Below are 23,638 nucleotides of genomic sequence, written 5' to 3'. Positions count from 1 at the left end.
GTCAGCCCTTGCGCGCGATGGTGTTGGTGCGGCGGATCTTGTTCTGCAACTGGATCACACCGTAGATCAGCGCCTCCGCGGTCGGCGGGCAGCCCGGCACGTAGATATCGACGGGCACGATGCGATCGCAGCCGCGCACCACCGAGTAGGAATAGTGATAGTAGCCGCCGCCGTTGGCGCACGAGCCCATCGAGATCACCCAGCGCGGCTCGGCCATCTGGTCGTAGACCTTGCGCAGCGCGGGCGCCATCTTGTTGCACAGCGTGCCGGCCACGATCATCACGTCGGACTGGCGCGGCGACGGGCGGAACACCACGCCGAAGCGGTCCAGGTCGTAGCGCGCGGCGCCGGCATGCATCATTTCCACGGCACAGCAGGCCAGGCCGAAGGTCATCGGCCACAGCGACCCGGTGCGGGTCCAGTTGATCAGCTTGTCAGCGGTAGTCGTGACGAAGCCTTCGTTGAGAACGCCTTCGATTGCCATTTCACATCACTCCCAATCGAGCGCGCCCTTTTTCCAGATGTAGACGAAGCCCACGATGAATTCCAGCAGAAACACGCCCATGGCGATGAAACCCGGCCAGCCGATCTCCTTCAGGGCAACACCCCAGGGGAAGAGGAAGGCTGTCTCGAGATCGAACAGAATGAAGAGAATGGCGATGAGGTAGTAGCGCACGTCGAACTTCATGCGCGCATCCTCGAAGGCTTCGAAGCCGCACTCGTAGGGAGAGAGCTTCGCGGCGTCAGGCTTGTTGGGACCGAGGATCCTGCCGATCGACATCAGCGCCACGCCAAGCACGGTGCCGAAGATGATGAGGATGAGGACGGGGAAGTAGGCTTCGAGGTTCAAGGTACGGCCAGCCTTATCTGGAATGTTGTCAACAGCACCAGCTGAAGCGGCGTCCTGTTGCCCACCCCAAGCGCCATTCCGTAGAAGCACGGCGCCGCCTTGCGGACTGCCGGAGTTCACCTCACGCACAACGCGCAAAGGCCCGTGACGCGAACTCCGATCAAGTTGTTTGGTGCCGACGGCGAGACTCGAACTCGCACAGCTTTCGCCACTACCCCCTCAAGATAGCGTGTCTACCAATTTCACCACGTCGGCTGGGGGAGAAACAATGTTGCCTGGCGCCGGGTTTTAGGACCCTTCGGGACTCTCGCTCGACCTTTCGATCTGGTTTGAGACCCACCGCTGGGGAATCGTTTCAAGACTTGGATTCTAACCCAGGAAACCCGATTTGTTCAATGCACAACTGCAAAAAAGATCAGGAATCCCGGGGTCCGAATCCTGATTATTTCGGTACTGCAGGCGCAGCCGGCGCCGACGCCGCGGCAGCCGCGGCCGGTGCGCTGGCGGCAGGCGCCGAAGCGGCGGCCGGCGCAACCTGCGGCGCGGCCCCCATCACCCCCAGCGAAGCCGCCGGACGGTAGTTGGTCATCAGCGTCAGGGCCAGCGTGCAGGCGAAGAAGACCGTCGCCAGCACCGCCGTCGTGCGCGACAGGAAGTTGGCCGAGCCGGTGGCACCGAACAGGCTGCCCGAGGCTCCCGAGCCGAAGGCCGCGCCGACATCCGCGCCCTTGCCGTGCTGGAGCAGCACCAGACCGATCACGCCCAGCGCGGACAGCACCTGCAGGACCACCAACAGAGTTTTGAAAATTGCCATTTGTTTGATTCGCTTGCCTGATCAATCGATCGATACGGCCGGCATTCAGGCGTTGCCGATCGCGAGGAAATCTTCCGACTTGAGCGAGGCGCCACCGATCAGCCCCCCGTCGATATCCGCCATGGAGAACAGTTCGGCGGCATTGTCCGGCTTGACACTGCCGCCATACAGGATGGCCATGCCCTGCGCCACGCCGGCGTCGCGCGCCGCCACCTGCGCCCGCAGGAAGGCATGCACGGCCTGCGCCTGCGCGCTGGTCGCGGTCTTGCCGGTGCCGATGGCCCAGACCGGCTCATAGGCCAGCACGACGCGGCCGAGCTGCTCGACCGACAGCGCATCCAGCACCGCCTGCAGCTGACGGCCGACCACGGCCTCGGTCTCGCCCGCCTCGCGCTGCGCCAGGGTTTCGCCCACGCACACCACCGGCACGATGCCCGCATCGAGCGCACGCAGCGCCTTGGCCGCGACGACCGCATCGGTCTCGCCGTGGTAGCTGCGGCGCTCCGAGTGCCCGACCAGGGCGTAGCTTACGCCGAAGTCGACCAGCATCGAAGCGGCCACTTCGCCGGTGAAGGCACCGCGCGCCTCGGCCGACACATCCTGCGCGCCCCAGGCCACCGCGCTGCCGCGCAGCAAGGCCTGGCACTGCGCCAGGTAGGGGAACGGTGCGCACACCGCCAGGCGCGCACGCGCCGGTGCCGCCTTGATCGCAGCCAGCAACGCCTCATTGGCGGCCAGGCTGCCATGCATCTTCCAGTTGCCGATGACGAGCTTGTCTCTCACGCGAATCGCCCCTGCCTCATTTTGACTAAACCCAGTATTGTAACGTGGGGATTGCGACGGCGCCATGTCGGCACGGAAAGGCGGCCAAGCCACCCAAAGAACCAAGAGGCGGCTTTCTCTTTGCCTTGGCGCGCTGGACCACACCGGCGGCTTCGTTGCGCGTGGCGCCTTGCTAGACCACCCCTCTGCCCCGCCCTCTCCCCATGCGGGGAGAGGGAGCCAAGACACGATGCTTGGCCAACGGTTTTGGCGCCCCCCCCCTCACCAGGTCAGGACGATCTTCCCGATATGCTCGCTCGACTCCATCAGGCGATGCGCTTCGGCCGCCTGCGCGGCCGGGAAGGTGCGGAAAATCGCCGGCTTGATCTGGCCGGCGGCCAGCAGCGGCCACACCTGCTCGTGCAGGGCGCGCGCGATCTCGCCCTTGAAGGCAGCCGGGCGCGGGCGCAGCGTGGAGCCGGTGACGGTGATGCGCCGGCGCAGGATGTCGCCGAGCGGGATTTCTGCCTTGGCGCCGCCGAGCAGCGCGATGATGACGATGCGGCCGTCATCGGCGATGCAGGACAGTTCGCGCGCCAGGTAGGGGCCGGCGACCATGTCGAGGATCACGTCGACGCCGCGCCCTTCGGTAAGGGCCTTGATCTCGGCGACGAAGTCCTCGGTCTTGTAGTTGATCGCGCGATCCGCGCCGAGCGCCTCGCAGGCGGCGCACTTGTCGGCGCTGCCGGCGGTGACGAAGACCTTGAAGCCGAGCGCCTTGGCGATCTGGATGGCCGTGGTGCCGATGCCGCTGGAGCCGCCCTGGATCAGCAGCGTCTCGTCCTTGCCGCGCGGGCCGCGACCCAGGTAGCCGCGGTCGAAGACGTTGCTCCACACCGTGAAGAAGGTCTCCGGCAATGCCGCGGCCTCGATGTCAGACAGCCCGGCCGGCACCGGCAGGCATTGCGCCACCGGCGCCGTGCACAGCTCCGCGTAGCCGCCGCCCTGCACCAGGGCGCAGACGCGGTCGCCCACCTTGAGGCCGAAGCGGTTGTCGGCGTGCGCGAGATCGCCGCCCGCCACCACGCCGGCCACTTCCAGGCCGGGCAGGTCGGAGGCGCCGGGCGGCACCGGGTAGTTGCCGGTACGCTGGAAGACGTCGGGCCGGTTGACGCCCGAGGCCGCGACGCGGATCAGGATCTCGCCGGCCTTGGGCTGGGGATCCGGGCGCTGCGTTTCCTGCAGGACCTCTGGGGCGCCGTATTCACGGATCTCGATGGCTCGCATTGGGACTCCTTGCTGTGATGGTGCGCGGCGCATGCTGCGCGCCTGTGCCGCGAAAAAAAGGAAGCGGACACGCGGCTTGCGCGGGGGCCGGCCCGCGGGCCGCGCCGTCCGCGCAAGCCGCGGAACTGCCGCAGTGTAAACAAAAAAACGGCTGGACATCGCCAGCCGTTTTTCCGCTGCGCGCCCCGCCTGAACGGGGCGCGGCCTGCCGCGCTTACTGCTGCTCGGTCGAGCCGGCAGCCGGTGCGGGCGCTGCCTCGCCGGCTTGCGCGATCGGGGTGATGGTGCCACCCTCTTCCGCCAGCGCCGCCTTCAGCGACAGGCGCAGACGGCCCTTCTCGTCGGCCTGGATCAGCTTGACGCGCACCTGCTGGCCTTCCTTCAGCCAGTCCTTGATGTCCTTGACACGCTCGTTGACGATCTCGGAGATGTGCAGCAGGCCGTCCTTGCCCGGCAGGATGTTGACGATGGCGCCGAAGTCCAGCAGCTTCAGCACGGTACCGGCGTAGATCTTGCCCACTTCGGCTTCCGCGGTAATGCCCTCGATGCGGCGCTTGGCTTCCGCCATGCCTTCGGTCGAGGTCGACGCGATGGTGATCGTGCCGTCTTCCTGGATGTCGATGGTGGTGCCGGTTTCCTTGGTCAGCGCCTGGATGGTCGAGCCGCCCTTGCCGATCACTTCGCGGATCTTGTCCGGATGGATCTTCATGGTGATCATGCGCGGTGCGTGCGCCGACAGTTCGGTGCGTGCGTGGCCCATCGCTTCCTGCATCTTGCCCAGGATATGCAGACGGCCGTCCTTGGCCTGGGCCAGCGCCACCTGCATGATTTCCTTGGTGATGCCCTGGACCTTGATGTCCATCTGCAGCGCGGTGATGCCGTGGTCGGTACCGGCCACCTTGAAGTCCATGTCGCCGAGGTGGTCCTCGTCACCGAGGATGTCGGTCAGCACGGCGAACTTGTTGCCCTCGAGGATCAGGCCCATGGCCACGCCGGCCACGTGGGCCTTGACGGGCACGCCCGCGTCCATCAGCGCCAGGCAGCCGCCGCACACCGAAGCCATCGAGGAGGAACCGTTCGACTCGGTGATCTCCGATACCAGGCGGATGGTGTAGGCGAACTCGTCTTCCTTCGGCAGCACGGCGATCAGCGCGCGCTTGGCCAGGCGGCCGTGGCCGATCTCGCGACGCTTCGGGCTGCCCACGCGGCCCGTCTCGCCGGTGGCGAACGGGGGCATGTTGTAGTGGAGCATGAAGCGGTCGCGGTATTCGCCGGACAGGGCGTCGATGATCTGCTCATCGCTCTTGGTGCCCAGCGTGGCCACCACCAGCGCCTGGGTCTCGCCGCGGGTGAACAGCGCCGAGCCGTGCGCGCGCGGCAGCACCGAGGAGCGGATCTCGATCGGGCGCACCGTGCGGGTGTCGCGGCCGTCGATACGCGGCTCGCCGGCCAGGACCTGGCCACGCACGATCTTCGCTTCCAGATCGAACAGGATGTTGCCCACTTCGACCTTGTCGGCTTCCACGCCGGCTTCCTGCAGCTTGGCCGCGACGGTCGCGTAGACTTCCTTCAGCTTCTGGCTGCGCGCGGCCTTCTGGCGCAGCTGGTAGGTTTCCTGCAGCAGCGGCAGGCCGATCTCGCTGACCTGTGCGATCAGGGTCTCGTTCTTGGCCGGCGCGGTCCAGTCCCACTCCGGCTTGCCGCCCTCGCGCACCAGTTCATGGATGGCGTTGATGGCGATCTGCATCTGCTCGTGGCCATAGACCACGGCGCCCAGCATCACCTCTTCGGAGAGCTGGTTGGCTTCCGATTCCACCATCAGCACGGCGCGCTCAGTACCCGCCACGACCAGGTCCAGGTCGGAGCTGGCGATCTGCGCGCGGGTCGGGTTCAGCAGGTACTGGCCGTCCTTGTAGCCGACGCGGGCAGCGCCCACCGGGCCGTTGAAGGGGATGCCGGACACGGCCAGGGCGGCCGAGGAAGCGATCAGCGCCGGGATGTCGGCCGGCACTTCCGGGTTCAGCGACAGCACGTGGACAACCACCTGCACGTCGTTGTAGAAGCCTTCCGGGAACAGCGGGCGCAGCGGACGGTCGATCAGGCGCGAGGTCAGCGTCTCCAGCTCCGAGGGACGGCCTTCGCGCTTGAAGAAGCCACCCGGGATCTTGCCGGCGGCGTAGGTCTTCTCGATGTAGTCGACGGTCAGGGGGAAGAAGTCCTGGCCGGGTTTCGGGGTCTTGGCGGCCACCACGGTGGCGAGCACCACGGTGTCTTCCACATCGACGATCACCGCGCCGCCAGCCTGGCGTGCGATCTCGCCGGTCTCCATGCGCACGGAGTGCTGGCCCCACTGGAATTGCTTGACGACTTTGTTGAACATGGTCATGAGCGTTCCTTCGTCTTCGTTCATGCTTGCACCCGAGGGTGCAACGCCCGCGTTCCCAGCCGCGGGCTAACTGCCGGGTCTGCGCCAGTCGCGGTCGAAGGGGAGTGCTATGCCATTCCAGCGCGCCACCTGCCACCCCGTCCCGGGCGGCGATGGCGCGCTGGAATGACACAAGACCCTGCTTCCTTGGCTGGCCCCGGTATCCGTTGGGTAAAGAACAGGTTACGTTACCCCGTTGCGCGCCTTGGTGCAACGGGCGCCGGGCCGTTCGGCGCGGCGACGTGGAGTGAATGGAAATCCACTCGCGCGGGATGGCCGCCCGGCAAGCGACGGGCCACAAAAACAAAATGCCTGCATCAGCGTTGCTGACGCAGGCATCGCGGCTTCACGCCAATGCGTGCGGTCCGAGTTTCCGTGCCGCCATCCGGCCGTGCCTTACTTGCGCAGGCCCAGCTTTTCGATCAGCGCGCGGTAGCGGTCCGCATCGCTGGACTTCAGGTAGTCCAGCAGGCGACGACGACGGCTCACCATGCGCAGCAGGCCGCGGCGGCTGTGGTGATCCTTCATGTTGGCCTTGAAGTGCGGGGTCAGTTCGTTGATGCGGGTGGTCAGCAGGGCAACCTGGACTTCGGGGCTGCCGGTGTCGTTGGCGCCACGCGCGAACTGCTTGATGACTTCGGACTTGTTGATATCGGCGACTGCCATGTTGATTTCCTTTCACTTGCGAACGCCACAGCGCGGGATGCGCCGCATGCGTCGTGCCTTGTGTCTTGTCAGGCATCTGCCGCGCCCGGCCGGCTGGCCTGGCAACGACAGGCGGCGATTATAGCGGAAAACGCGGCCGGCGCACACGCCGGCCGCGCCGGCAGGCTAGTAGCGCTCCATCCGGCAGGTGGTGGGCAGCATCGCCTGCGCCGCCGTCAGCTTGCGCACCGTGCGGAAGCCATAGCCGGAGCCCTCGTTGTCGAAGCGCACCTCGCCGCCCTGGCGCGCCATCACCGAGACGTAGAGCGGTTGCTGCAACTGGTGGTCGGCCGCGCGCATGGTGGCATCATGGAAGGCGTTGACATAGCGCATGCCTTCGAGCGCGTGCGCCACCTTGACCGCGTCGGTCGAGCCGGCCTGCTCGATGGCGCGCGCCAGCATCTCGATCATCACCTGCATGCGCAGCAGCAGGTAGTCGTCCCTGGGCTCCGGGTAGCGCGCGCGGAAGGCCCGGTAGAACGCGTCCGACGCGGCACCGCCGACATTGGGATGCCATTCGGCCACCGCCAGCACCTGGCCGACGCCGGCATCGCCCATCGCCGCCGGCGCGCCGAGGCTGTTGCCGTAGAAGGTGTAGAACCTGGCGCCGAGGCCGCCCTCGCGCGCCGCCTTGACCATCAGCGTGAGATCGTTGCCCCAGTTGCCGGTGATCACCGCATCGGCGCCGCTGGCCTTGATCTTGGCGATGTAGGGCGCGAAATCCTTGACCTTGCCGATGGGATGGAATTCCTCCCCCACCACCTTCACGTCCGGTCGCTTGGCGGCCAGCATGGCGGCCGCCGACTGCGAAACCTGGTGGCCGAAACTGTAGTCCTGGTTGATCAGGTAGACGCGGCGCACCGACTTGTCGGTGCGGATGGCCTCGGCCAGGGCCTGCATGCGCATATCGGCGCTGGCATCGAAACGGAAGTGCCAGAAGCTGCAGTTCTCGTTGGTCAGCCCGGGATCGACCGCGGAATAGTTGAGGAACAGCACGCGCGCACCCGGCTCGCGCGCATTGTGGCGGTTGACCGCCGCCACCAGTGCGCCCGCCACGGCCGAACTGTTGCCCTGCAGTACGAAGGGAATGCGCTTGTCGACCAGCGCGCGGAACTGGATCAGGCTCTCGTCGACATTGCCCTTGCTGTCGAAGGTCACCAGGTCCAGCGGGCGCATGCCCTCGGCGGTCTTGACGCCGCCGCGCGCATTGACCTGCTCGATGGCCAGGCGCAGGTTGCGCGCCACCATTTCGCCGGCATTGGCGAAGGGACCGGAAAGTCCGTCGATCATGCCCAGCCGGATCGGCTCCTGTGCGCCGGCCGTCGCAGCCGCCAGGCACACCAGCCCCGCCGCCAGCCAGCGCCATGGCCGCAGGCGCCGACCCGCACCCGCGCCGCAACCGGATTCCGCCTTCTCCGCCGTCTCTTGCACGCCCACCCTCCCGCCAGAAAACGAGCATGGTACGCGAGCGCGCCGGGCCAGGCCAAGTCCGGCACACAGCGGATCGCAAGCGGAAATTGGGGGCAGGATCCGCGCAATAAATAGAAAATAGAGGGGAGATCACGCGGGAAATCGGGGCCGGCCCTGAGCCGGCCGGGTTGCCGCCGGCTTCACACGCCCGGCATGCGCCCGCTACACTCTCCGCATCGGCCTGCTGCCGGCATGCCTCGCGCCCCGGTGCCGCAGGAACCCAAGGATTACCATGCCCTCCTCTTTTCCGCGTATCGTCGCGCAATCGGCGCTGGTCCTGGCCGCCGCCGCGCTCTCGGCCTGCGCCGTGCTGGCTCCCGAGCAGGAAGGCCAGAAGCTGCTCGGCGCACCACAGGCCACGGTCCAGGCCACCTTCGGCCAACCGACCGACATTTTTTCCCTGCGCGACGGCACCAGCCGCTGGATCTATTCCAAGCAGCCGCTCGGCCAGCAGGCCTACGCCGCCGACTTCGACAGCCAGGGCCGGCTGACCGCCTTCCGGCAGATGCTGCAGACGGCCGAGCTGTACAAGGCCGAGGTCGGCATCTGGACCAAGCGTGACGTGCTCGAGCACTTCGGCAAGTCGCGCGAGCCGGTGCAGTACTTCCCGCTGATGAAGCGCGAAGTCTGGTCGTACCGTTTCAAGCACGAGGGCCAGTGGCCTTCGATGTTCAACTTCTACTTCGACGACAGCGGCGTGCTGCGCCAGACCCAGGTCACGCCCGACCCGCTCTACGACGCCGACCGCCGGCGCTGAGGCGAGCCCGCGCGGCCATGAAAAAACCCGCCTGCCTCCGGGTCGGAGGCAGGCGGGTCGTTCCGGTCTTCGGGCCGGATCGGCCGTCGACCGCCAGCGCGGATCCGGATCAGATCTGCGGGTTGATCTTCTGCACGGCCTTGTCGTGCAGCTTGTTCAGCGCGGCCAGATAGGCCTTGGCCGAAGCTGCAACGATGTCGGGATCGGTGCCCACGCCGTTGACGATACGGCCGGCCTTCGACAGGCGCACCGTGACCTCGCCCTGGGCCTGCGTGCCGGTGGTGATGGCGTTGACCGAGTACAACACCAGTTCGGCGCCGCTGCCGACCTTGCCCTCGATGGCGTGCAGCGTGGCATCGACCGGGCCGTTGCCCTCGGCCTCGCCGATCTGCTCCTGTCCGTCCATATTGAAGACGACGCGGGCATGCGGACGCTCACCGGTCTCCGAACGCTGCGACAGCGAAACGAAGCGGTAGTGTTCGTTGGACGCCTCGGTGGCCTCGTCGGAGACGATGGCGACGATGTCTTCGTCGAAGATCTCGGCCTTCTGGTCAGCCAGTTCCTTGAAACGGGTGAAGGCGGCGTTGATCTCGGCTTCGCTCTCCATCTCGATGCCCAGTTCCTGCAGGCGCTGCTTGAAGGCGTTGCGGCCGGAGAGCTTGCCCAGCACGATCTTGTTGGCGCTCCAGCCCACGTCCTCTGCGCGCATGATTTCGTAGGTGTCGCGCGCCTTGAGCACGCCGTCCTGGTGGATGCCGGACGCATGCGCGAAGGCATTGGCGCCGACCACGGCCTTATTGGGCTGCACCACGAAGCCGGTGATCTGCGAGACCAGCTTGGAGGCCGGCACGATCTGGGTGGTATCGACACCGACGTCGAGGTCGAAATAGTCGCGGCGGGTCTTGACCGCCATCACCACCTCTTCCAGGCTGGTGTTGCCGGCACGCTCGCCCAGGCCGTTGATGGTGCACTCGATCTGGCGCGCGCCGCCGAGCTTGACCGCCGCCAGCGAGTTGGCCACGGCCATGCCGAGATCGTTGTGGCAATGCACCGACCAGATCGCCTTGTCGGAATTGGGGATGCGCTCGCGCACCGAGCGGATCAGGCCGGCATAGCCTTCCGGCACCGCGTAGCCAACGGTATCGGGCAGGTTGATGGTGGTGGCGCCTTCGGCGATCACCGCTTCCAGCACGCGGCACAGGAAGTCCATGTCCGAGCGGCTGCCGTCCTCGGGCGAGAACTCGATGTCATCGGTGAACTGGCGCGCGAAGCGCACCGCCAGGCGGGCCTGCTCGTAGACCTGGTCGGGCGTCATGCGCAGCTTCTTCTCCATGTGCAGCGCCGACGTGGCGATGAAGGTATGGATGCGGAAGGAATTGGCCGGCTTCAGCGCCTCGGCGGCACGCGCGATGTCCTTGTCGTTGGCGCGGGCCAGCGAGCAGATGGTCGAATCCTTGACGGTCTGGGCAATGGCGCGGATGGCCTCGAAATCACCATTCGAGCTGGCGGCGAAACCGGCCTCGATCACGTCGACCTTCAGTCGCTCGAGCTGGCGGGCGATACGGATCTTCTCCTCGCGCGTCATCGAGGCGCCGGGCGATTGCTCGCCATCGCGCAAGGTGGTGTCGAAAATGATGAGCTTGTCAGACATGGTGGGGCTCCTGGGCCAGTTTTGTGCAGTGTCGGCCTGCCTGCTGCCGGGATGTGCGGGCTGCTGAATGCAAAACGCCCCGGCGTGCAACAAGGCAGGCCGGGGCGTTTGAATCCTGTGTGGCTTCGCGCGAGGGCTCGATCGTCCTCTATCGTCCTCAGCGCGCACGCGTCCCGACCGGGTGGCCTAGTAGGCTACCTAGTAGGATGCGGGTGGAGAGGGCTTGGCGCGAAATCATGCAGAGCAATATATCCGGTTTGGCGGCCGCGCGCAATACGGAATTCTTGCCGAGGCCCCCGGGAAAATCCCGAGGCACCCGCCCCTTCCGCGCGCCCGGGGAACTCACGCTTTGGGCGGGATGCGCAGTTTCTGCCCCGGATAGATCTTGTCCGGGTTCGACAGCATCGGCCGGTTGGCCTCGAAGATGCGGTTGTACTCGGCGCCGTTGCCATAGGCCTCCTGCGAGATGGCCCACAGCGTGTCGCCCTTGACCACCGTGTGCCACTGCGACTCGGCCGACGCGACATTGACCGACATCTTGTCGTCGACCTTGTCCACGCCCTGCACATTGCCGCAGCACAGGATGATCTTCTCCCGCGTGGCCTGGTCCGGCGCCACGCCGAAGACCGTCACCAGTCCCTGCGAGCCGTCGACCTGCACGCTCAGGGCGGTGGCGTCCAGGCCCATCTTGCGGATGTAGTCCTCGATCGCGGCACCGGCGGCACGGTTGGCCTCGTCCGCCTTGGCGGCCGCATCGGCCGCCCCGCTGTCCGGCGCGGGGGCGGCCTGCGCCGCTCCGCCGAAGAGTTTCTCTCCTGCTTCCTTGATGAAGTCCAGCACGCTCATGATGACCTCCTGATGGGGCTTGTGCACTACACGGTGAAGCTCCCGCCCCGGCAAGGCCGCGACGGGCAGGACCGCGGCGGGAAAACGAAGCCGCAGCGTAACCGATGCGCGGCCGTCCGCCTGCAAACAAAGGCAAAGACGGACGGCGCAGACAATACCGAACCCGGACGCCGGGCCGGACGCCGCCGCAGAACGGACAAGGGCGCCGCAGCGCCCTTGTTCCTCCTGTCCGGCTAGGAACCCTTGCCGTTGTCACGCACCCGTGCCACGCCCGGCTGGCCATGCAGCCCACGCCAGGCCCACAGTACATAGCCCGAGATCGCATAGACCACGAACAGGCCGAACAGGGCCACCGGCGGATCGGTGGACACCACCACGAACAGCACCAGCACCAGCACCATCACGCCGAACGGCACGCGGTAGCGCACGTCGAGCGCCTTGCCACTGTAGAACGGCGCGTTCGACACCATCGACAGGCCTGCATAGAGCGTGATGCCGAATGCCACCCACGGCATCCACAGGTCCTTCACCGACAGCTTGTTGTCGATCACCAGCCAGACGAAGCCGGCCACCAGCGCCGCCGCCGCCGGGCTCGGCAGCCCCTGGAAGAAGCGCTTGTCGACCACGCCGATATTCGCGTTGAAGCGCGCCAGCCGCAGCGCCGCGCAGGTACAGTAGACGAAGGCTGCCAGCCAGCCCCACTTGCCCAGGTCATGCAGGATCCACTCGTACATCACCAGTGCCGGCGCCACGCCGAACGAGGTCATGTCAGACAACGAATCGTACTGCTCACCGAAGGCGCTCTGCGTGTGCGTGATGCGTGCCACACGGCCGTCCATGCCGTCGAGCACCATGGCCGCGAAGATGGCGATGGCGGCCACGTCGAAGCGCATGTTCATCGCCTGCACGATGGCGAAGAAGCCTGCGAACAGGGCCGCCGTGGTGAAGGCATTCGGCAGCAGGTAGATGCCGCGGTGGCGCGGCCGCACGAAGACCACGTCATCGTGCTCGTCCGCATCGTCGCGGTCGCTGTGCGGGCCGTAGCCGCCCGCGTCGCCGCGCAGCTGGTTGTGGCGGAACGGCCGCAGATGGGTCACGTTGCCGTTGCTGACGCGCTTGTTGCGCCGGTTGAATGCACCCATGCCGGTTCTCCTGTGCGCCGCTGCCGCTTACTGCTGCCCGCCTGCGACGTCGAGCTCGGCCAGCACGGTCGACGATGCCGACACCTTCTCGCCGATGGTCACGCGCGGACGCGCGCTCAGCGGCAGGTAGACATCAACGCGCGAGCCGAAGCGGATGAAGCCGTAGCGCTGGCCGCGCGAGAGGGTTTCGCCCACCTTCGTGTAGCACAGGATGCGGCGCGCCACCAGGCCGGCCACCTGCACCAGCGTGACGAGCTGGCCGTCGGCCGCGCGGCGGATCACCACCGCGTTGCGCTCGTTCTCGCTCGAAGCCTTGTCGAGGTCGGCATTGACGAACTTGCCGGGGAAGTATTCGATTTTCTCGACCGTGCCATCGATGCTGCTGCGGTTCGAATGAACGTTGAAGACGTTCATGAACACACTGATCTTCAGCGCCTCGCGGCCGGCGTAGCCGTCCTGCACCTTCTCCACGGCGACGATGCGGCCATCTGCCGGCGCCAGCACCGCGTTGGGCTGCTGCGGCACCGGGCGCGGCGGATCGCGGAAGAACTGCAGCACGAACAGCGTGATGATCCACAGCGGCAATGCCCACCAGAAGCCCGCGCCGGCGTTGACCAGCAGCGAGATGACAAAGGCGCCGGCCAGGAACGGCCAGCCTTCACGGGCGATCAGCGGATGAGGATAGTTCATGCAGGACTTGTGCGTTGAGTAAAGTCTGACAAGGATAACAAAAAGCCGTCCCGTCTCCGCCCGAATCGCCCCTCGAAAGCAGGGGGCATGGACGGGAGACGGGACGGCCATGGCCTGCGGGGCCTTGCCCCGCTTGGCCTGCCGGCTCGCGCCAGCTTAGTTCTTCGACTGGTCGACCAGCTTGTTCTTGGCGATCCAGGGCATCATCGCGCGCAGCTTCGCACCCACTTCTTCGATCTGGTGCTCGGCCGTCAGGCGGCGGCGCGAGATCAGGGTCGGGGCGCCGGCCTTGTTCTCGAGGATGAAGCTCTTGGCGTATTCACCGGTCTGGATGTCGGTCAGGCACTGCTTCATCGCCTTCTTCGTCTCTTCCGTCACCACGCGCGGGCCGGTGACGTACTCGCCGTATTCGGCGTTGTTCGAGATCGAGTAGTTCATGTTGGCGATGCCGCCTTCGTAGATCAGGTCGACGATCAGCTTGAGCTCGTGCAGGCACTCGAAGTAAGCCATCTCGGGCGCGTAGCCTGCTTCCACCAGGGTCTCGAAGCCCGCCTTGATCAGCTCGACGGTACCGCCGCACAGCACGGCCTGCTCGCCGAACAGGTCGGTCTCGGTCTCTTCGCGGAAGTTGGTCTCGATGATGCCGGCGCGGCCGCCGCCGTTGGCGGTGGCGTACGACAGGGCGATGTCACGGGCGGCGCCGGACTTGTCCTGGTGCACGGCGATCAGGTGGGGCACGCCGCCGCCTTGCGAGTAGGTCGAGCGCACGGTGTGGCCGGGAGCCTTCGGCGCGATCATGATCACGTCGAGGTCGGCGCGCGGGATCACCGCACCGTAGTGCACGTTGAAGCCGTGGGCGAAGGCCAGCGCTGCACCTTCCTTGATGTTGGCGTGCACTTCGTTCTTGTACACGTCGGCGATCTGCTCGTCCGGCAGCAGGATCATGACCACGTCGGCGCCCTTCACGGCTTCGGCCACTTCCTTGACCGTCAGGCCGGCGTTGACCGCCTTGTTCCACGAGGCGCCATTCTTGCGCAGGCCGACCGTCACGTTGACGCCCGAGTCCTTCAGGTTCAGCGCGTGGGCGTGGCCTTGCGAGCCGTAGCCGATGATGGTGACGTTCTTGCCCTTGATCAGGGAGAGGTCGGCGTCCTTGTCGTAAAACACTTTCATGATTGTTCCTTCGCTTGCTGTCTATCTTGGTATGGATTGGCGGCGCCCCTGGGACACATGGCCCGGCGGGTCCGCACCGCCGTGGATACTGCGCCTGTGGTGCTGCTCAGACCTTGAGGATGCGTTCGCCGCGACCGATGCCCGAACCGCCGGTACGCACCGTTTCCAGGATGGCGGTGCGGTCGATGGCGTCGAGGAAGGCATCCAGCTTGCCGCCGTCGCCGGTCAGCTCGATGGTATAGGTCTTCTCGGTGACATCGATGATGCGGCCGCGGAAGATGTCGGCGGTACGCTTCATTTCCTCGCGCTCCTTGCCGACCGCGCGCACCTTGACCAGCATCAGTTCGCGCTCGATGTGCGCGCCCTCGGTCAGGTCGACCACCTTGACCACCTCGACGAGGCGGTTCAGGTGCTTGGTGATCTGTTCGATCACGTCGTCCGAGCCGGTGGTGACGATGGTCATGCGCGACAGCGACTGGTCTTCCGTCGGCGCCACGGTCAGGGTCTCGATGTTGTAGCCGCGGGCCGAGAACAGGCCGACCACGCGCGACAGCGCACCGGCCTCGTTTTCCAGCAGGACCGAAATGATATGACGCATCACAGGTCCTCCGCGCCGAGCAGCATTTCGGAGATGCCCTTGCCGGCCTGCACCATCGGCCAGACGTTTTCGGTCGGGTCGGTCTGGAAGTCCAGGAACACGGTACGGTCCTTCAGGCGGAAGGCCTCGCGCAGCGCGGGCTCCACGTCGGCGGTCTTCTCGATACGCATGCCGACGTGGCCGTAGGCCTCCGCCAGCTTGACGAAGTCGGGCAGCGCGTCCATGTAGGAATGCGAGTAGCGGTTGTCGTACTCGATCTCCTGCCACTGGCGCACCATGCCGAGATAGCGGTTGTTGAGCGCGCAGATCTTGACCGGGGTGTCGTACTGCAGGCAGGTCGACAGTTCCTGGATGCACATCTGGATCGAGCCTTCGCCGGTGATGGTCACCACTTCCTTCTCGGGGAAGGCCTTCTTGATGCCCATCGCGTACGGCAGGCCCACGCCCATCGTGCCCAGGCCGCCGGAGTTGATCCAGCGGCGCGGCTGGTCGAACTTGTAGAACTGCGCGGCCCACATCTGGTGCTGGCCCACGTCGGAGCAGACGAAGGCGTCGCCCTTGGTCAGTTCCCAGATCTTCTCGACCACGTACTGCGGCTTGATGATCTCGGAGTCGCGGTCATACTTCAGGCAGTCGACCGAACGCCACTTCTCGATCTGCTCCCACCACTTGGCCAGCGGCTCGCGGCGCGGCTTGGTCTCGCTCGCCTGCAGCTGCGAGATCAGCTCCTGCAGCACGTCCTTGACGTTGCCGACGATGGGGATGTCGACCTTGACCCGCTTGGAGATCGAGGACGGATCGATATCGATGTGGATGATCTTGCGCGCCTGCGAGGTGAAGTGCGCCGGGTTGCCGATCACGCGGTCATCGAAGCGCGCGCCGATGGCGATCAGCACGTCGCAGTTCTGCATGGCCATATTGGCTTCATACGTGCCGTGCATGCCCAGCATGCCGACGAACTGCTTGCTGGTGCCGGGGAACGCGCCCAGGCCCATCAGCGTGTTGGTGACCGGGAAACCGGTGAGCTGGGCCAGCTGGCGCAGCTCGTCGCTGGCATTGGCCAGCACCACGCCGCCGCCCGAATAGATGAACGGACGCTCGGCACCCAGCAGCAGGGCCAGGGCCTTGCGGATCTGGCCCGAGTGACCCTTGTTCACCGGGTTGTACGAGCGCATGTCGACCGCCTTCGGGTACTCGTAGCGGCAGGCATTGCGCGAGACGTCCTTCGGGATGTCGACCACCACCGGGCCCGGACGGCCGGTCGCGGCGATGTAGAAGGCCTTCTTGATGGTGGCGGCGAGGTCGCGCACGTCCTTGACCAGGAAGTTGTGCTTGACGATGGGCCGCGTGATGCCGACCGTATCGCACTCCTGGAAGGCGTCCTGGCCGATGGCGGAGGTCGGCACGTTGCCGGTGATCACGACCATCGGGATCGAATCCAGGTAGGCGGTGGCGATGCCGGTCACCGCGTTGGTGACGCCGGGACCCGAGGTCACCAGGGCCACGCCGACCTTGCCGGTGGCGCGCGCATAGCCGTCGGCCGCATGGACCGCTGCCTGCTCGTGGCGCACCAGGATGTGCTCGATCTTCTTCTGCTTGTAGAACTCGTCGTAGATATACAGCACTGCCCCACCGGGGTAGCCCCAGACGTACTCGACGCCTTCTTCGGCCAGTGCGTGGACGAGGATTTCCGCCCCGATCATTTCGGGTGCGGCGGATGAATTGCTGTCTGCGTGGGAGAATTCCGCGCTGGGCATGTTCATGTCAGTCCTTTGCAATTTTCGGCAAAAAATTGTTTGGATGCTCTCTGCCGGGCTTGTGGCACGGGTTCAAGCGGTGCGCGTCTGCATGGGAGACCGCCTCATAAGCGGCCGGATGAGACAACCACAGATGTCGTGTGAACGGGAGATGATACTGTATTGCATCAGCGCGGTCCACGGTATTTTCCGCGGCACCCGCGTGTCGCCGGCTGCGCCGCCACACCGGCAGCACACCTGTATTACAAAAGAGACAACGTGTCGGGGAGCCCGTTTTTTTGCTAGCATCGCTCCAATTTTGGATGTGCCGAAGGCCTCAGGCCGCACATCCCAGGCCGCAATAGCGCCAACCACGAGCCACCGTCTGCTTCTGCCTGCATGGCAACCGAACAGGAACTTTCTGATTTTCTCGCCAGCGTCGAGCGGCGCGCCTTCAAGCAGGCCGTGTTTGCAGTACGTGACGACGAAGCCGCCCTGGACATCGTCCAGGACGCCATGATCAAGCTCGCCGAAAAATATGGCGACAAGGGTGCGGCGGAACTGCCACCGCTGTTCCAGCGCATCCTGCAGAACACCATCCACGACTGGTTCCGCCGCCAGAAGGTGCGCAATACCTGGGTCACGCTGTTTTCCAACCTGCGCGACGACCGGGAAGGCGACGACAATGACCTGCTCGAGACACTGGAGGCCGAAATCGGCAGCGAATCGGCCGAAAGCAGCGCCGACAAGGTAGAGCGGGCGCAGACCATGCATATCATCGAACAGGAGATCCAGCGGCTGCCTGCGCGTCAACGCGAGGCATTCCTGATGCGTTACTGGGAGGATATGGACGTCGCCGAGACCGCCGCGGTCATGGGCTGTTCGGAAGGCAGCGTCAAGACGCACTGTTCCCGTGCCACGCACACACTGGCGCAGGCCCTGCGAGCGCGGGGGGTCCGACTATGAGCAGAAACGACAGAGAAATCCAGGAACGCCGCTTTGTACATGAAGTGCGCCAGGCCCTCGACGCCTCGGCGCAGGAGTTGCCGCCCGCGCTGAGCGAGCGGCTGGCCGCCGCGCGCCGCATCGCGCTGGCGCACAAGAAGGCAGAGGTCACGGTCAAGGTACCGCGACTGGCGCTGGCCGGCGCAGATGCCGGGCCCATCTTCGAAGAAGACGATACGCCGCTGCACCGCGCCGGCAGCTGGCTGCGCCGGCTCGCGCTGCTGTGGGCGCTGATCGTGCTGGCCATCGGGCTGGTGGCGATCTACCAGTGGCAACAGCAGAAGCGCATCGACGAACTGGCGGACGTGGATGCCGCCATGTTGCTGGACGAACTGCCCCCGGCCGCCTACGCCGACCAGGGCTTCCACGTTTTCCTCAAGCGCGGCCAATAAGCCCGATGATCCGCCCCCACTCCGACGCTCCTCGTCGCCGGCTGGTTCTGATCGTGTCCGCAGGACTGGTCGCAGCCGCCGCCTGGGTGCTGAATCCGCCCTCCGCGCACGCGCAAGGCAGCGCACCGGCCGCTTCCGCGGCCGCCTCGGTGCCGGCACCCGCGCGCGGCGCTGCGCAGGCCCGTCCCAAGTGGGACGAACTGACCCCGGTCCAGCAGCGCATCCTGGCCCCGCTGCAACCCGCCTGGGAGAGCCTGGGCGAGCTGCACCGGCGCAAGTGGCTGCAGATCGCCGAGCGCTACCCGAAGTTCTCGCCGGCCGAGCAGTCCCGGCTGCAGGCGCGCATGACCGAGTGGATCCGGATGACGCCGCAGCAGCGCCGCCTGGCACGCGAGAATTACCAGATCACGCGCTCGCTGCCGGCGGCCAAGAAGGCCGAGGCCTGGGACAAGTACCAGCACCTGCCGGAAGAGCAGAAGAAGAAACTCGCTGCCGCCGAAACCCCGCACCACCCGGGAGCCGTCAGCGCCCTGCCATCGGCCAGGCGCCTGCCCGTGCAGACCGGCAAGCCGTTGGCGCGGCCGGCCGTGCCGGCCAGCGCGCCGACCGCCCCCACCCCGGCGGCGGCGGCCACGGCCAAGCCGGCGGCCAGTGCCGCCGTGGCCGAAAGCGCGCCCGCGCCGGCCTCGGCTCCGACCCCGCAGGCCGCCGATCCGGCCGAGCCTGCCACCGATACCGCGGCCACCACCCCGGCCGACGCGACCCCCCGCAACTGAAGCAGGAACACCCGGCAGGCCTGGCCTCTGCCTGCGGCCGCACGCGCCGCCGGCGCCCTTTGGCATAATGCCGCGATGCCCGCGATCCCCGCGGGCGGGCGCCTGCCGGTGCCCGACGTCCGCCCGCGCCATGACTGCCGCCACCTTCGCCGAACCGCCCGCCGCCAGCCGCTCACCGTCCCTGCGCCGCCGCCTCGCCTGCATGCTCTACGAGGGCGTGCTGCTGTTCGGCGTGCTGAGCGCATCCACCGCCGCCTACCTGGTGATCCGGCCCGGCCTGCGCGCATCGGGGCTGGATACGGCGCTGGCCATGCAGGCATGGAGCTTCCTGGCGATGGGCCTGTACTTCGTCTGGTTCTGGCAGCGCAACGGGCAGACACTGGCCATGCAGACCTGGCGCATGCGCGTGGAAACCGCGCAGGGCAAACCGCCGCGCTGGCCGCAGGCAGCCTGGCGCTATCTGCTCGCCTGGCTGTGGCTGCCGCCCTCGGCCGCCGTCGGCCACGCGCTGGGGCTGGTCAAGGGCCCCTTCCTGGCCGTGCTGGCCGCTGGACTGCTGCTGTGGGTGATGCTCGCCTGGCTCGACCCGCAGCGCCGCTTCCTGCACGATCGCCTGGCCGGCACCCGGCTGGTCGACCTGCGGCCGCCGCGGGCATGACGCTCTCGGCCAGCGCCCTGCGCCGGCTCGCCCTGGCCGGGCAGTTCGGCCTGGGGCTGGCCTGCGCCGCGGCACTGGCCCGCTGGGCCGGCTGGCGCTGGCCGGCGGCAGCGCTGGGGGCGGCCTTGCTGGCCGCACTGGTGTTCGGGCTGGTCGTGGCCGGCGCCTTCGCCATCTCGCTGTCTGGCGCGGGCGTCCCCGCCACGCGGCGCCCTGCCGTGCCGCAGGCAGCCGCCATCGCCCCGCTCGGGGCGGCCGCGGCACTGGCCTGCTACCTGTACGAATGCACCGCCGTGTTCCGCATGTTCAACTGGATCGAGCCCTTCCGCTCCAGCCTGTCCTTCGTCCCGCCGCACGCCGGCGCGCCGGCGCGGCCGCCACTGCTGCTGGTGCATGGCTACGCCTGCAATCATGCCGTGTGGCTCGACCTGCAGCCGGCGCTGGCGGCGGCGGGCTACGCCTGCGAGGCGATCGACCTCCTGCCCCTGTTCGACAGCATCGACAACCATGCAGGCACCGTGCTGGCGCGCATGCGCGCCATCCATGCGCGCACCGGCCAGGCACCGCTGCTGCTGTGCCACAGCATGGGCGGGCTGGCCGCGCGGGCGGCGCTGGTGCGCGGCCGCGCCGAAGGCGGCGCGCCCTGCGCCGGACTGGTCACACTGGGCTCGCCGCACCAGGGCTGCGCACTGGCCAGCCTGGGGGCCGGCGCCAGTGCGCGCCAGATGCGTTGCGACAGCGCCTGGTTGCGTGCGCTGGCCGACGCCGAAGGGCCGGCCGAGCGCGCCCTGCTCGCCTCCGTGTTCAGCTGGCATGACTCCATCGCCGGCCCGGCCGGCACCAGTTGCCTGCCCGGCGCCCGCCACTGGCCGCTGGCGGGCGTCGGCCACGTGGCGCTGCTGCGCCATCCGCGCGCACGCGACGCCGTGCTCGCCGCCCTCGATGCCTTCGCCAGTGCCGCACCGCATGCTGCCGGCGCCACGCCGTCGGCACGCGCGCCGCGCAAGGCCTGATCGGAGTCCTCCCGGGAGACCTGGGGAGAGCGGTTGCGGGCCGGTCCCGGCCGCCCCGGTCTTCATGTGACATTCATGTTCTCGTCACTGCGCAGTCATGGGGCACTGGCTCAATGCAGCCATCGCCCTTACCGGTGCCGCCATGGTTCACGCAATCCGATTCGCCCGCGGCTGTCTCGCCCGGGCCGCGCACAAGCTGCGCGGCAGTGCTGCCGGGACCCCGCCCCTGCCAGTCGCGCTGGCCGCCTTCATGCCGCCCTCCGGGCTCGATGCCCCGGCAGCCCGTCCCGCCCCCGCCGCCACCCCCGCCCTCTCCGACGCCAATCAGCACGACGCCAGGCAAACCGCCCCGCACACGGTGCAGCGCTACCGCGCCATCTGGGTCTCGGACGTCCACCTGGGCACCGCGGGCTGCCAGGCCGACTACCTGCTCGACTTCCTCAAGCACAACGAATCGGAGCGGCTCTACCTGGTCGGCGACATCATCGACGGCTGGCAACTGCGGCGCGGCTGGTACTGGCCGCAAAGCCACAACGATGTGGTGCAGAAGCTGCTGCGCAAGGCGCGCAAGGGCACCGAAGTGATCTACGTGCCGGGCAACCACGATGAGATGGCGCGGCAGTTCGACGGCCTCGCCTTCGGCGACATCACGGTGCGCGAGGATGCAGTCCACGTGACCGCCACCGGCCGGCACCTGTGGGTGGTGCACGGCGACCTGTTCGACGGCGTGGTACAGCACGCACGCTGGCTGGCCTACCTGGGCGACTCGCTGTACACCGTGATCCTGGCCTTGAACCGCCATTTCAACCGGGTGCGCGCGCGCCTCGGCTTCCCCTACTGGTCGTTGTCGCAATACCTGAAGCACCAGGTCAAGAACGCGGTCAACTACATCAACTCCTTCGAGCACGCGATGGTCGAAGAAGCGCGCCGGCGCGGCTGCGACGGCGTCATCTGCGGCCATATCCACAAGGCCGAGATCCGCGAGGTCGACGGCCAGCTCTATTGCAACGACGGCGACTGGGTCGAAAGCCTGTCGGCACTGGTCGAGACCATGGAAGGCGAGTTGAAGATCGTCTACTGGACCACCTTGCTCGACCCGCCGGCGCCGCCGCGCGCGCGCCGACGCCGCGCCGCCCTGCCCGCCTGAATCCCGCGCGGCGCCCGCCGGCGCGCCGCCTCCCCAGACCAACCATGTCCGCGCAGCAAGGCGGACCGATGCACAAGCGGCCAGCGCCGCGAGGAGCCAGCATGAAGATCCTGATCGTCACCGACGCCTGGGAACCGCAGGTCAACGGCGTGGTGCGCACGCTCAAGTCGACGCGCCGCGAGCTGGAGGCCATGGGGCACACGGTGGAACTGCTCACGCCGCTCGAGTTCCGTACCGTGCCGTGCCCTACCTATCCCGAAATCCGCCTGTCGCTGCTGCCCGGCCGCGCGGTCGCCGAACGCATCCGCGCCTTCGCGCCGGACGCGCTGCATATCGCCACCGAAGGTCCGCTCGGCATGGCAGCGCGCCGGCATGCGCTGCGCAGCAAGGTGCACTTCACCACGGCCTACCACACGCGCTTCCCGGAGTACGTGCAAGCGCGCTTCGGCATCCCGCTGGCCTGGACCTACCGCTTCCTGAGCTGGTTCCACGGGCCGGCCCGGGCTGTGATGGCGCCGACCCCGGTAGTGCTCGACGACCTGCGCCGCTACGGCATCGGCCACGCCGTGCTGTGGTCGCGCGGAGTGGACCTGGACGTGTTCACCGCCCAGCGCGCCAACGTGTTGAACACGGCGCATCCGATCTTCCTCTACGTCGGCCGCGTCGCCGTCGAGAAGAACGTCGAGGCCTTCCTCGCGCTGGACCTGCCGGGCTCGAAGTGGGTGGTCGGCGACGGCCCGGCCCTGGCCTCGCTGCGCGCGCGTTATCCGGGTGCCAACTATCTGGGCGTGCTGAGCCAGCCCGAGCTGGCCAAGGTGTATGCTTCGGCCGATGTCTTCGTCTTTCCGAGCCGCACGGATACCTTCGGCCTGGTGCTGCTGGAAGCGCTGGCCAGCGGCCTGCCGGTGGCAGCCTACCCGGTCACCGGCCCCATCGACGTGCTGGGCGAGAGCCGGGCCGGCGTGATGCACGAAGACCTGCGCGAAGCCTGCCTGGAAGCGCTGCGCATCGATCGCGCCACCGCCCGCGCTCATGCCGAGCTGTTCTCGTGGCGCGCCGCTACCGAGCAGTTCCTGTCTCATCTGCGGCCGCTGGCCGCCGCCCACGGCGGCGCCACGGCCTCACGCCAACCGCAAGACCATGTCGAAAATGCAGCCGCAATCCGCACCGCTTCCCTCCAAGGCGAAACCGGCTCCGGTGCCAACGCCGGCCGAAGCGAGCACTGAGTACACCATCGAGCACAACCCGTACAAGGGCAACCGCGGCCTGGCGCGCGCCTGGCGCGCCGCCGTCAACTCCCTGTCCGGCCTGCGCTATGCCGTGCTGGAGGAAAGCGCCTTCCGCCAGGAACTGACGCTGGTGGCCATCCTGACGCCGTGCGCGCTGCTGGCGCCGGTCAGCGTGGTCGAGCGCATCCTGCTGCTGGGCACGCTGCTGCTGGTGCTGATCGTGGAATTGCTCAACTCCAGCGTCGAAGCCGCGGTCGACCGCATCTCGCTGGAGCGCAACAGCCTGTCCAAGCGCGCCAAGGACTACGGCAGCGCGGCGGTCATGCTGGCGCTGATCCTGTGCGGCGGAACCTGGATCGCGATCCTCGAGCCGCTGGTGGCACGCTGGCTGCAGGCGTCCTGACTTCGGCGCATGGCGGCGGGCGGCGGGCGGCGCGGTAGCGGGGAGCCCGGAAAGCCAGGGAACGGGCGGTGTTTGCTTATAATCGCTGTCCCACGCCCCGATCCAACGG

24 protein-coding genes and 1 tRNA gene are annotated in these 23,638 nt (G+C 67.3%); 9 read left to right on the top strand and 16 right to left on the bottom strand.

The genetic code is table 11. The features are described 5' to 3' along the window. Window position 1 precedes the first annotated feature (1 nt). The 9 genes from BKK81_RS07940 to BKK81_RS07900 form a co-directional block, all read right to left on the bottom strand. The gene (locus BKK81_RS07940) at window positions 2-484 is read right to left on the bottom strand and encodes a NuoB/complex I 20 kDa subunit family protein (protein WP_020203631.1); all 483 of its coding nucleotides are present in this window, start codon (window positions 482-484) and stop codon (window positions 2-4) included. A gap of 6 nt (window positions 485-490) precedes the next feature. Beyond that, on the bottom strand, window positions 491-850 hold the full coding sequence (locus BKK81_RS07935; protein ID WP_071011889.1) for an NADH-quinone oxidoreductase subunit A: 360 nt from the start codon (window positions 848-850) through the stop codon (window positions 491-493). Between the two features lie 170 nt (window positions 851-1,020). Beyond that, a tRNA-Leu gene (locus tag BKK81_RS07930) sits at window positions 1,021-1,105 on the bottom strand. Between the two features lie 187 nt (window positions 1,106-1,292). Next, window positions 1,293-1,664, bottom strand: coding sequence for a preprotein translocase subunit SecG (gene secG / locus BKK81_RS07925; protein ID WP_071011888.1), 372 nt, complete (start codon window positions 1,662-1,664; stop codon window positions 1,293-1,295). A 45-nt stretch (window positions 1,665-1,709) separates the two neighbouring features. After that, window positions 1,710-2,453, bottom strand: a complete 744-nt coding sequence (gene tpiA / locus BKK81_RS07920; RefSeq protein ID WP_257786949.1) for a triose-phosphate isomerase — start codon at window positions 2,451-2,453, stop codon at window positions 1,710-1,712. 255 nt (window positions 2,454-2,708) lie between these two features. Then, window positions 2,709-3,713 (bottom strand): NAD(P)H-quinone oxidoreductase, encoded by a 1,005-nt coding sequence (locus BKK81_RS07915; protein WP_071011886.1) that lies wholly within the window; start codon window positions 3,711-3,713, stop codon window positions 2,709-2,711. 214 nt (window positions 3,714-3,927) lie between these two features. Next, complete coding sequence (pnp, locus tag BKK81_RS07910; protein ID WP_071011884.1) at window positions 3,928-6,099, bottom strand: polyribonucleotide nucleotidyltransferase; 2,172 nt, start codon at window positions 6,097-6,099, stop codon at window positions 3,928-3,930. Window positions 6,100-6,534: 435 nt separating this feature from the next. Next, window positions 6,535-6,804 carry a 30S ribosomal protein S15 gene (gene rpsO / locus BKK81_RS07905; protein WP_071011883.1) on the bottom strand — a complete coding sequence of 90 codons (270 nt, stop codon included), beginning with the start codon at window positions 6,802-6,804 and terminating at the stop codon, window positions 6,535-6,537. Between the two features lie 165 nt (window positions 6,805-6,969). Further along, on the bottom strand, window positions 6,970-8,217 hold the full coding sequence (locus tag BKK81_RS07900) for a branched-chain amino acid ABC transporter substrate-binding protein (RefSeq protein ID WP_071016216.1): 1,248 nt from the start codon (window positions 8,215-8,217) through the stop codon (window positions 6,970-6,972). A 328-nt stretch (window positions 8,218-8,545) separates the two neighbouring features. Between BKK81_RS07900 and BKK81_RS07895 the strand changes: the two genes are divergently transcribed. Further along, a complete protein-coding gene (locus BKK81_RS07895) occupies window positions 8,546-9,070 on the top strand; it encodes a hypothetical protein (protein ID WP_071011880.1) in 525 nt (174 codons plus the stop codon). Between the two features lie 109 nt (window positions 9,071-9,179). On the opposite strand, the gene BKK81_RS07890 is transcribed toward BKK81_RS07895, so the two are convergent. The 7 genes from BKK81_RS07890 to BKK81_RS07860 form a co-directional block, all read right to left on the bottom strand. Further along, window positions 9,180-10,721 carry a 2-isopropylmalate synthase gene (locus tag BKK81_RS07890; RefSeq protein ID WP_071011878.1) on the bottom strand — a complete coding sequence of 514 codons (1,542 nt, stop codon included), beginning with the start codon at window positions 10,719-10,721 and terminating at the stop codon, window positions 9,180-9,182. 342 nt (window positions 10,722-11,063) lie between these two features. After that, complete coding sequence (gene lysM / locus BKK81_RS07885) at window positions 11,064-11,567, bottom strand: peptidoglycan-binding protein LysM (RefSeq protein WP_071011876.1); 504 nt, start codon at window positions 11,565-11,567, stop codon at window positions 11,064-11,066. A gap of 233 nt (window positions 11,568-11,800) precedes the next feature. Next, a complete protein-coding gene (pssA, locus tag BKK81_RS07880; RefSeq protein WP_071011875.1) occupies window positions 11,801-12,709 on the bottom strand; it encodes a CDP-diacylglycerol--serine O-phosphatidyltransferase in 909 nt (302 codons plus the stop codon). A gap of 27 nt (window positions 12,710-12,736) precedes the next feature. Further along, window positions 12,737-13,399 (bottom strand): phosphatidylserine decarboxylase, encoded by a 663-nt coding sequence (locus BKK81_RS07875; RefSeq protein WP_071011873.1) that lies wholly within the window; start codon window positions 13,397-13,399, stop codon window positions 12,737-12,739. 156 nt (window positions 13,400-13,555) lie between these two features. Continuing rightward, window positions 13,556-14,572, bottom strand: a complete 1,017-nt coding sequence (gene ilvC, locus BKK81_RS07870) for a ketol-acid reductoisomerase (protein ID WP_071011872.1) — start codon at window positions 14,570-14,572, stop codon at window positions 13,556-13,558. A 106-nt stretch (window positions 14,573-14,678) separates the two neighbouring features. Further along, on the bottom strand, window positions 14,679-15,170 hold the full coding sequence (gene ilvN, locus BKK81_RS07865; RefSeq protein ID WP_071011870.1) for an acetolactate synthase small subunit: 492 nt from the start codon (window positions 15,168-15,170) through the stop codon (window positions 14,679-14,681). Beyond that, window positions 15,170-16,933 (bottom strand): acetolactate synthase 3 catalytic subunit, encoded by a 1,764-nt coding sequence (locus BKK81_RS07860; RefSeq protein ID WP_071011868.1) that lies wholly within the window; start codon window positions 16,931-16,933, stop codon window positions 15,170-15,172. The genes ilvN and BKK81_RS07860 overlap by 1 nt, the downstream gene beginning before the upstream one ends. A 372-nt stretch (window positions 16,934-17,305) precedes the next feature. Between BKK81_RS07860 and BKK81_RS07855 the strand changes: the two genes are divergently transcribed. The 8 genes from BKK81_RS07855 (at window position 17,306) to BKK81_RS07820 (ending at window position 23,529) form a co-directional block, all read left to right on the top strand. Further along, window positions 17,306-17,872, top strand: a complete 567-nt coding sequence (locus BKK81_RS07855) for an RNA polymerase sigma factor (protein ID WP_071011867.1) — start codon at window positions 17,306-17,308, stop codon at window positions 17,870-17,872. Beyond that, entirely contained in the window at window positions 17,869-18,303 is a 435-nt protein-coding gene (locus tag BKK81_RS07850; protein ID WP_071011865.1) for a DUF3619 family protein, read from the top strand. Before BKK81_RS07855 ends, BKK81_RS07850 begins: the two co-directional genes overlap by 4 nt. 5 nt (window positions 18,304-18,308) lie before the next feature. After that, window positions 18,309-19,079 (top strand): DUF3106 domain-containing protein, encoded by a 771-nt coding sequence (locus BKK81_RS07845; RefSeq protein ID WP_071011864.1) that lies wholly within the window; start codon window positions 18,309-18,311, stop codon window positions 19,077-19,079. Window positions 19,080-19,209: 130 nt separating this feature from the next. Beyond that, on the top strand, window positions 19,210-19,737 hold the full coding sequence (locus tag BKK81_RS07840) for an RDD family protein (protein WP_071011862.1): 528 nt from the start codon (window positions 19,210-19,212) through the stop codon (window positions 19,735-19,737). Continuing rightward, the gene (locus tag BKK81_RS07835; RefSeq protein ID WP_071011861.1) at window positions 19,734-20,750 is read left to right on the top strand and encodes an esterase/lipase family protein; all 1,017 of its coding nucleotides are present in this window, start codon (window positions 19,734-19,736) and stop codon (window positions 20,748-20,750) included. The genes BKK81_RS07840 and BKK81_RS07835 overlap by 4 nt, the downstream gene beginning before the upstream one ends. A 142-nt stretch (window positions 20,751-20,892) precedes the next feature. Further along, on the top strand, window positions 20,893-21,897 hold the full coding sequence (locus BKK81_RS07830; protein ID WP_071016214.1) for a UDP-2,3-diacylglucosamine diphosphatase: 1,005 nt from the start codon (window positions 20,893-20,895) through the stop codon (window positions 21,895-21,897). A 101-nt stretch (window positions 21,898-21,998) separates the two neighbouring features. Beyond that, entirely contained in the window at window positions 21,999-23,123 is a 1,125-nt protein-coding gene (locus tag BKK81_RS07825) for a glycosyltransferase family 4 protein (protein WP_071011860.1), read from the top strand. Then, window positions 23,047-23,529 (top strand): diacylglycerol kinase, encoded by a 483-nt coding sequence (locus BKK81_RS07820; RefSeq protein WP_231907999.1) that lies wholly within the window; start codon window positions 23,047-23,049, stop codon window positions 23,527-23,529. Before BKK81_RS07825 ends, BKK81_RS07820 begins: the two co-directional genes overlap by 77 nt. Window positions 23,530-23,638 lie beyond the last annotated feature (109 nt).

It is taken from the genome of Cupriavidus sp. USMAHM13, assembly GCF_001854285.1.
GTDB lineage: Bacteria > Pseudomonadota > Gammaproteobacteria > Burkholderiales > Burkholderiaceae > Cupriavidus > Cupriavidus malaysiensis.
The sequence above is the reverse complement of the archived record's forward strand: the minus strand, read 5'-3'. Positions and strand labels throughout refer to the sequence as shown.

Excerpts from the sequence above, each read along its gene's own strand:
- rpsO (WP_071011883.1), bottom strand. The coding sequence starts at position 6,804 with ATGGCAGTCGCCGATATCAACAAGTCCGAAGTCATCAAGCAGTTCGCG.
- BKK81_RS07835 (WP_071011861.1), top strand. The coding sequence starts at position 19,734 with ATGACGCTCTCGGCCAGCGCCCTGCGCCGGCTCGCCCTGGCCGGGCAG.
- BKK81_RS07840 (WP_071011862.1), top strand. The coding sequence starts at position 19,210 with ATGACTGCCGCCACCTTCGCCGAACCGCCCGCCGCCAGCCGCTCACCG.
- ilvC (WP_071011872.1), bottom strand. The coding sequence starts at position 14,572 with ATGAAAGTGTTTTACGACAAGGACGCCGACCTCTCCCTGATCAAGGGC.
- BKK81_RS07915 (WP_071011886.1), bottom strand. The coding sequence starts at position 3,713 with ATGCGAGCCATCGAGATCCGTGAATACGGCGCCCCAGAGGTCCTGCAG.
- pnp (WP_071011884.1), bottom strand. The coding sequence starts at position 6,099 with ATGACCATGTTCAACAAAGTCGTCAAGCAATTCCAGTGGGGCCAGCAC.
- BKK81_RS07895 (WP_071011880.1), top strand. The coding sequence starts at position 8,546 with ATGCCCTCCTCTTTTCCGCGTATCGTCGCGCAATCGGCGCTGGTCCTG.
- pssA (WP_071011875.1), bottom strand. The coding sequence starts at position 12,709 with ATGGGTGCATTCAACCGGCGCAACAAGCGCGTCAGCAACGGCAACGTG.
- BKK81_RS07845 (WP_071011864.1), top strand. The coding sequence starts at position 18,309 with ATGATCCGCCCCCACTCCGACGCTCCTCGTCGCCGGCTGGTTCTGATC.
- BKK81_RS07855 (WP_071011867.1), top strand. The coding sequence starts at position 17,306 with ATGGCAACCGAACAGGAACTTTCTGATTTTCTCGCCAGCGTCGAGCGG.
- lysM (WP_071011876.1), bottom strand. The coding sequence starts at position 11,567 with ATGAGCGTGCTGGACTTCATCAAGGAAGCAGGAGAGAAACTCTTCGGC.
- BKK81_RS07890 (WP_071011878.1), bottom strand. The coding sequence starts at position 10,721 with ATGTCTGACAAGCTCATCATTTTCGACACCACCTTGCGCGATGGCGAG.
- BKK81_RS07850 (WP_071011865.1), top strand. The coding sequence starts at position 17,869 with ATGAGCAGAAACGACAGAGAAATCCAGGAACGCCGCTTTGTACATGAA.
- BKK81_RS07820 (WP_231907999.1), top strand. The coding sequence starts at position 23,047 with ATGCAGCCGCAATCCGCACCGCTTCCCTCCAAGGCGAAACCGGCTCCG.
- BKK81_RS07830 (WP_071016214.1), top strand. The coding sequence starts at position 20,893 with ATGGTTCACGCAATCCGATTCGCCCGCGGCTGTCTCGCCCGGGCCGCG.
- secG (WP_071011888.1), bottom strand. The coding sequence starts at position 1,664 with ATGGCAATTTTCAAAACTCTGTTGGTGGTCCTGCAGGTGCTGTCCGCG.
- BKK81_RS07875 (WP_071011873.1), bottom strand. The coding sequence starts at position 13,399 with ATGAACTATCCTCATCCGCTGATCGCCCGTGAAGGCTGGCCGTTCCTG.
- BKK81_RS07860 (WP_071011868.1), bottom strand. The coding sequence starts at position 16,933 with ATGAACATGCCCAGCGCGGAATTCTCCCACGCAGACAGCAATTCATCC.
- BKK81_RS07825 (WP_071011860.1), top strand. The coding sequence starts at position 21,999 with ATGAAGATCCTGATCGTCACCGACGCCTGGGAACCGCAGGTCAACGGC.
- ilvN (WP_071011870.1), bottom strand. The coding sequence starts at position 15,170 with ATGCGTCATATCATTTCGGTCCTGCTGGAAAACGAGGCCGGTGCGCTG.
- BKK81_RS07940 (WP_020203631.1), bottom strand. The coding sequence starts at position 484 with ATGGCAATCGAAGGCGTTCTCAACGAAGGCTTCGTCACGACTACCGCT.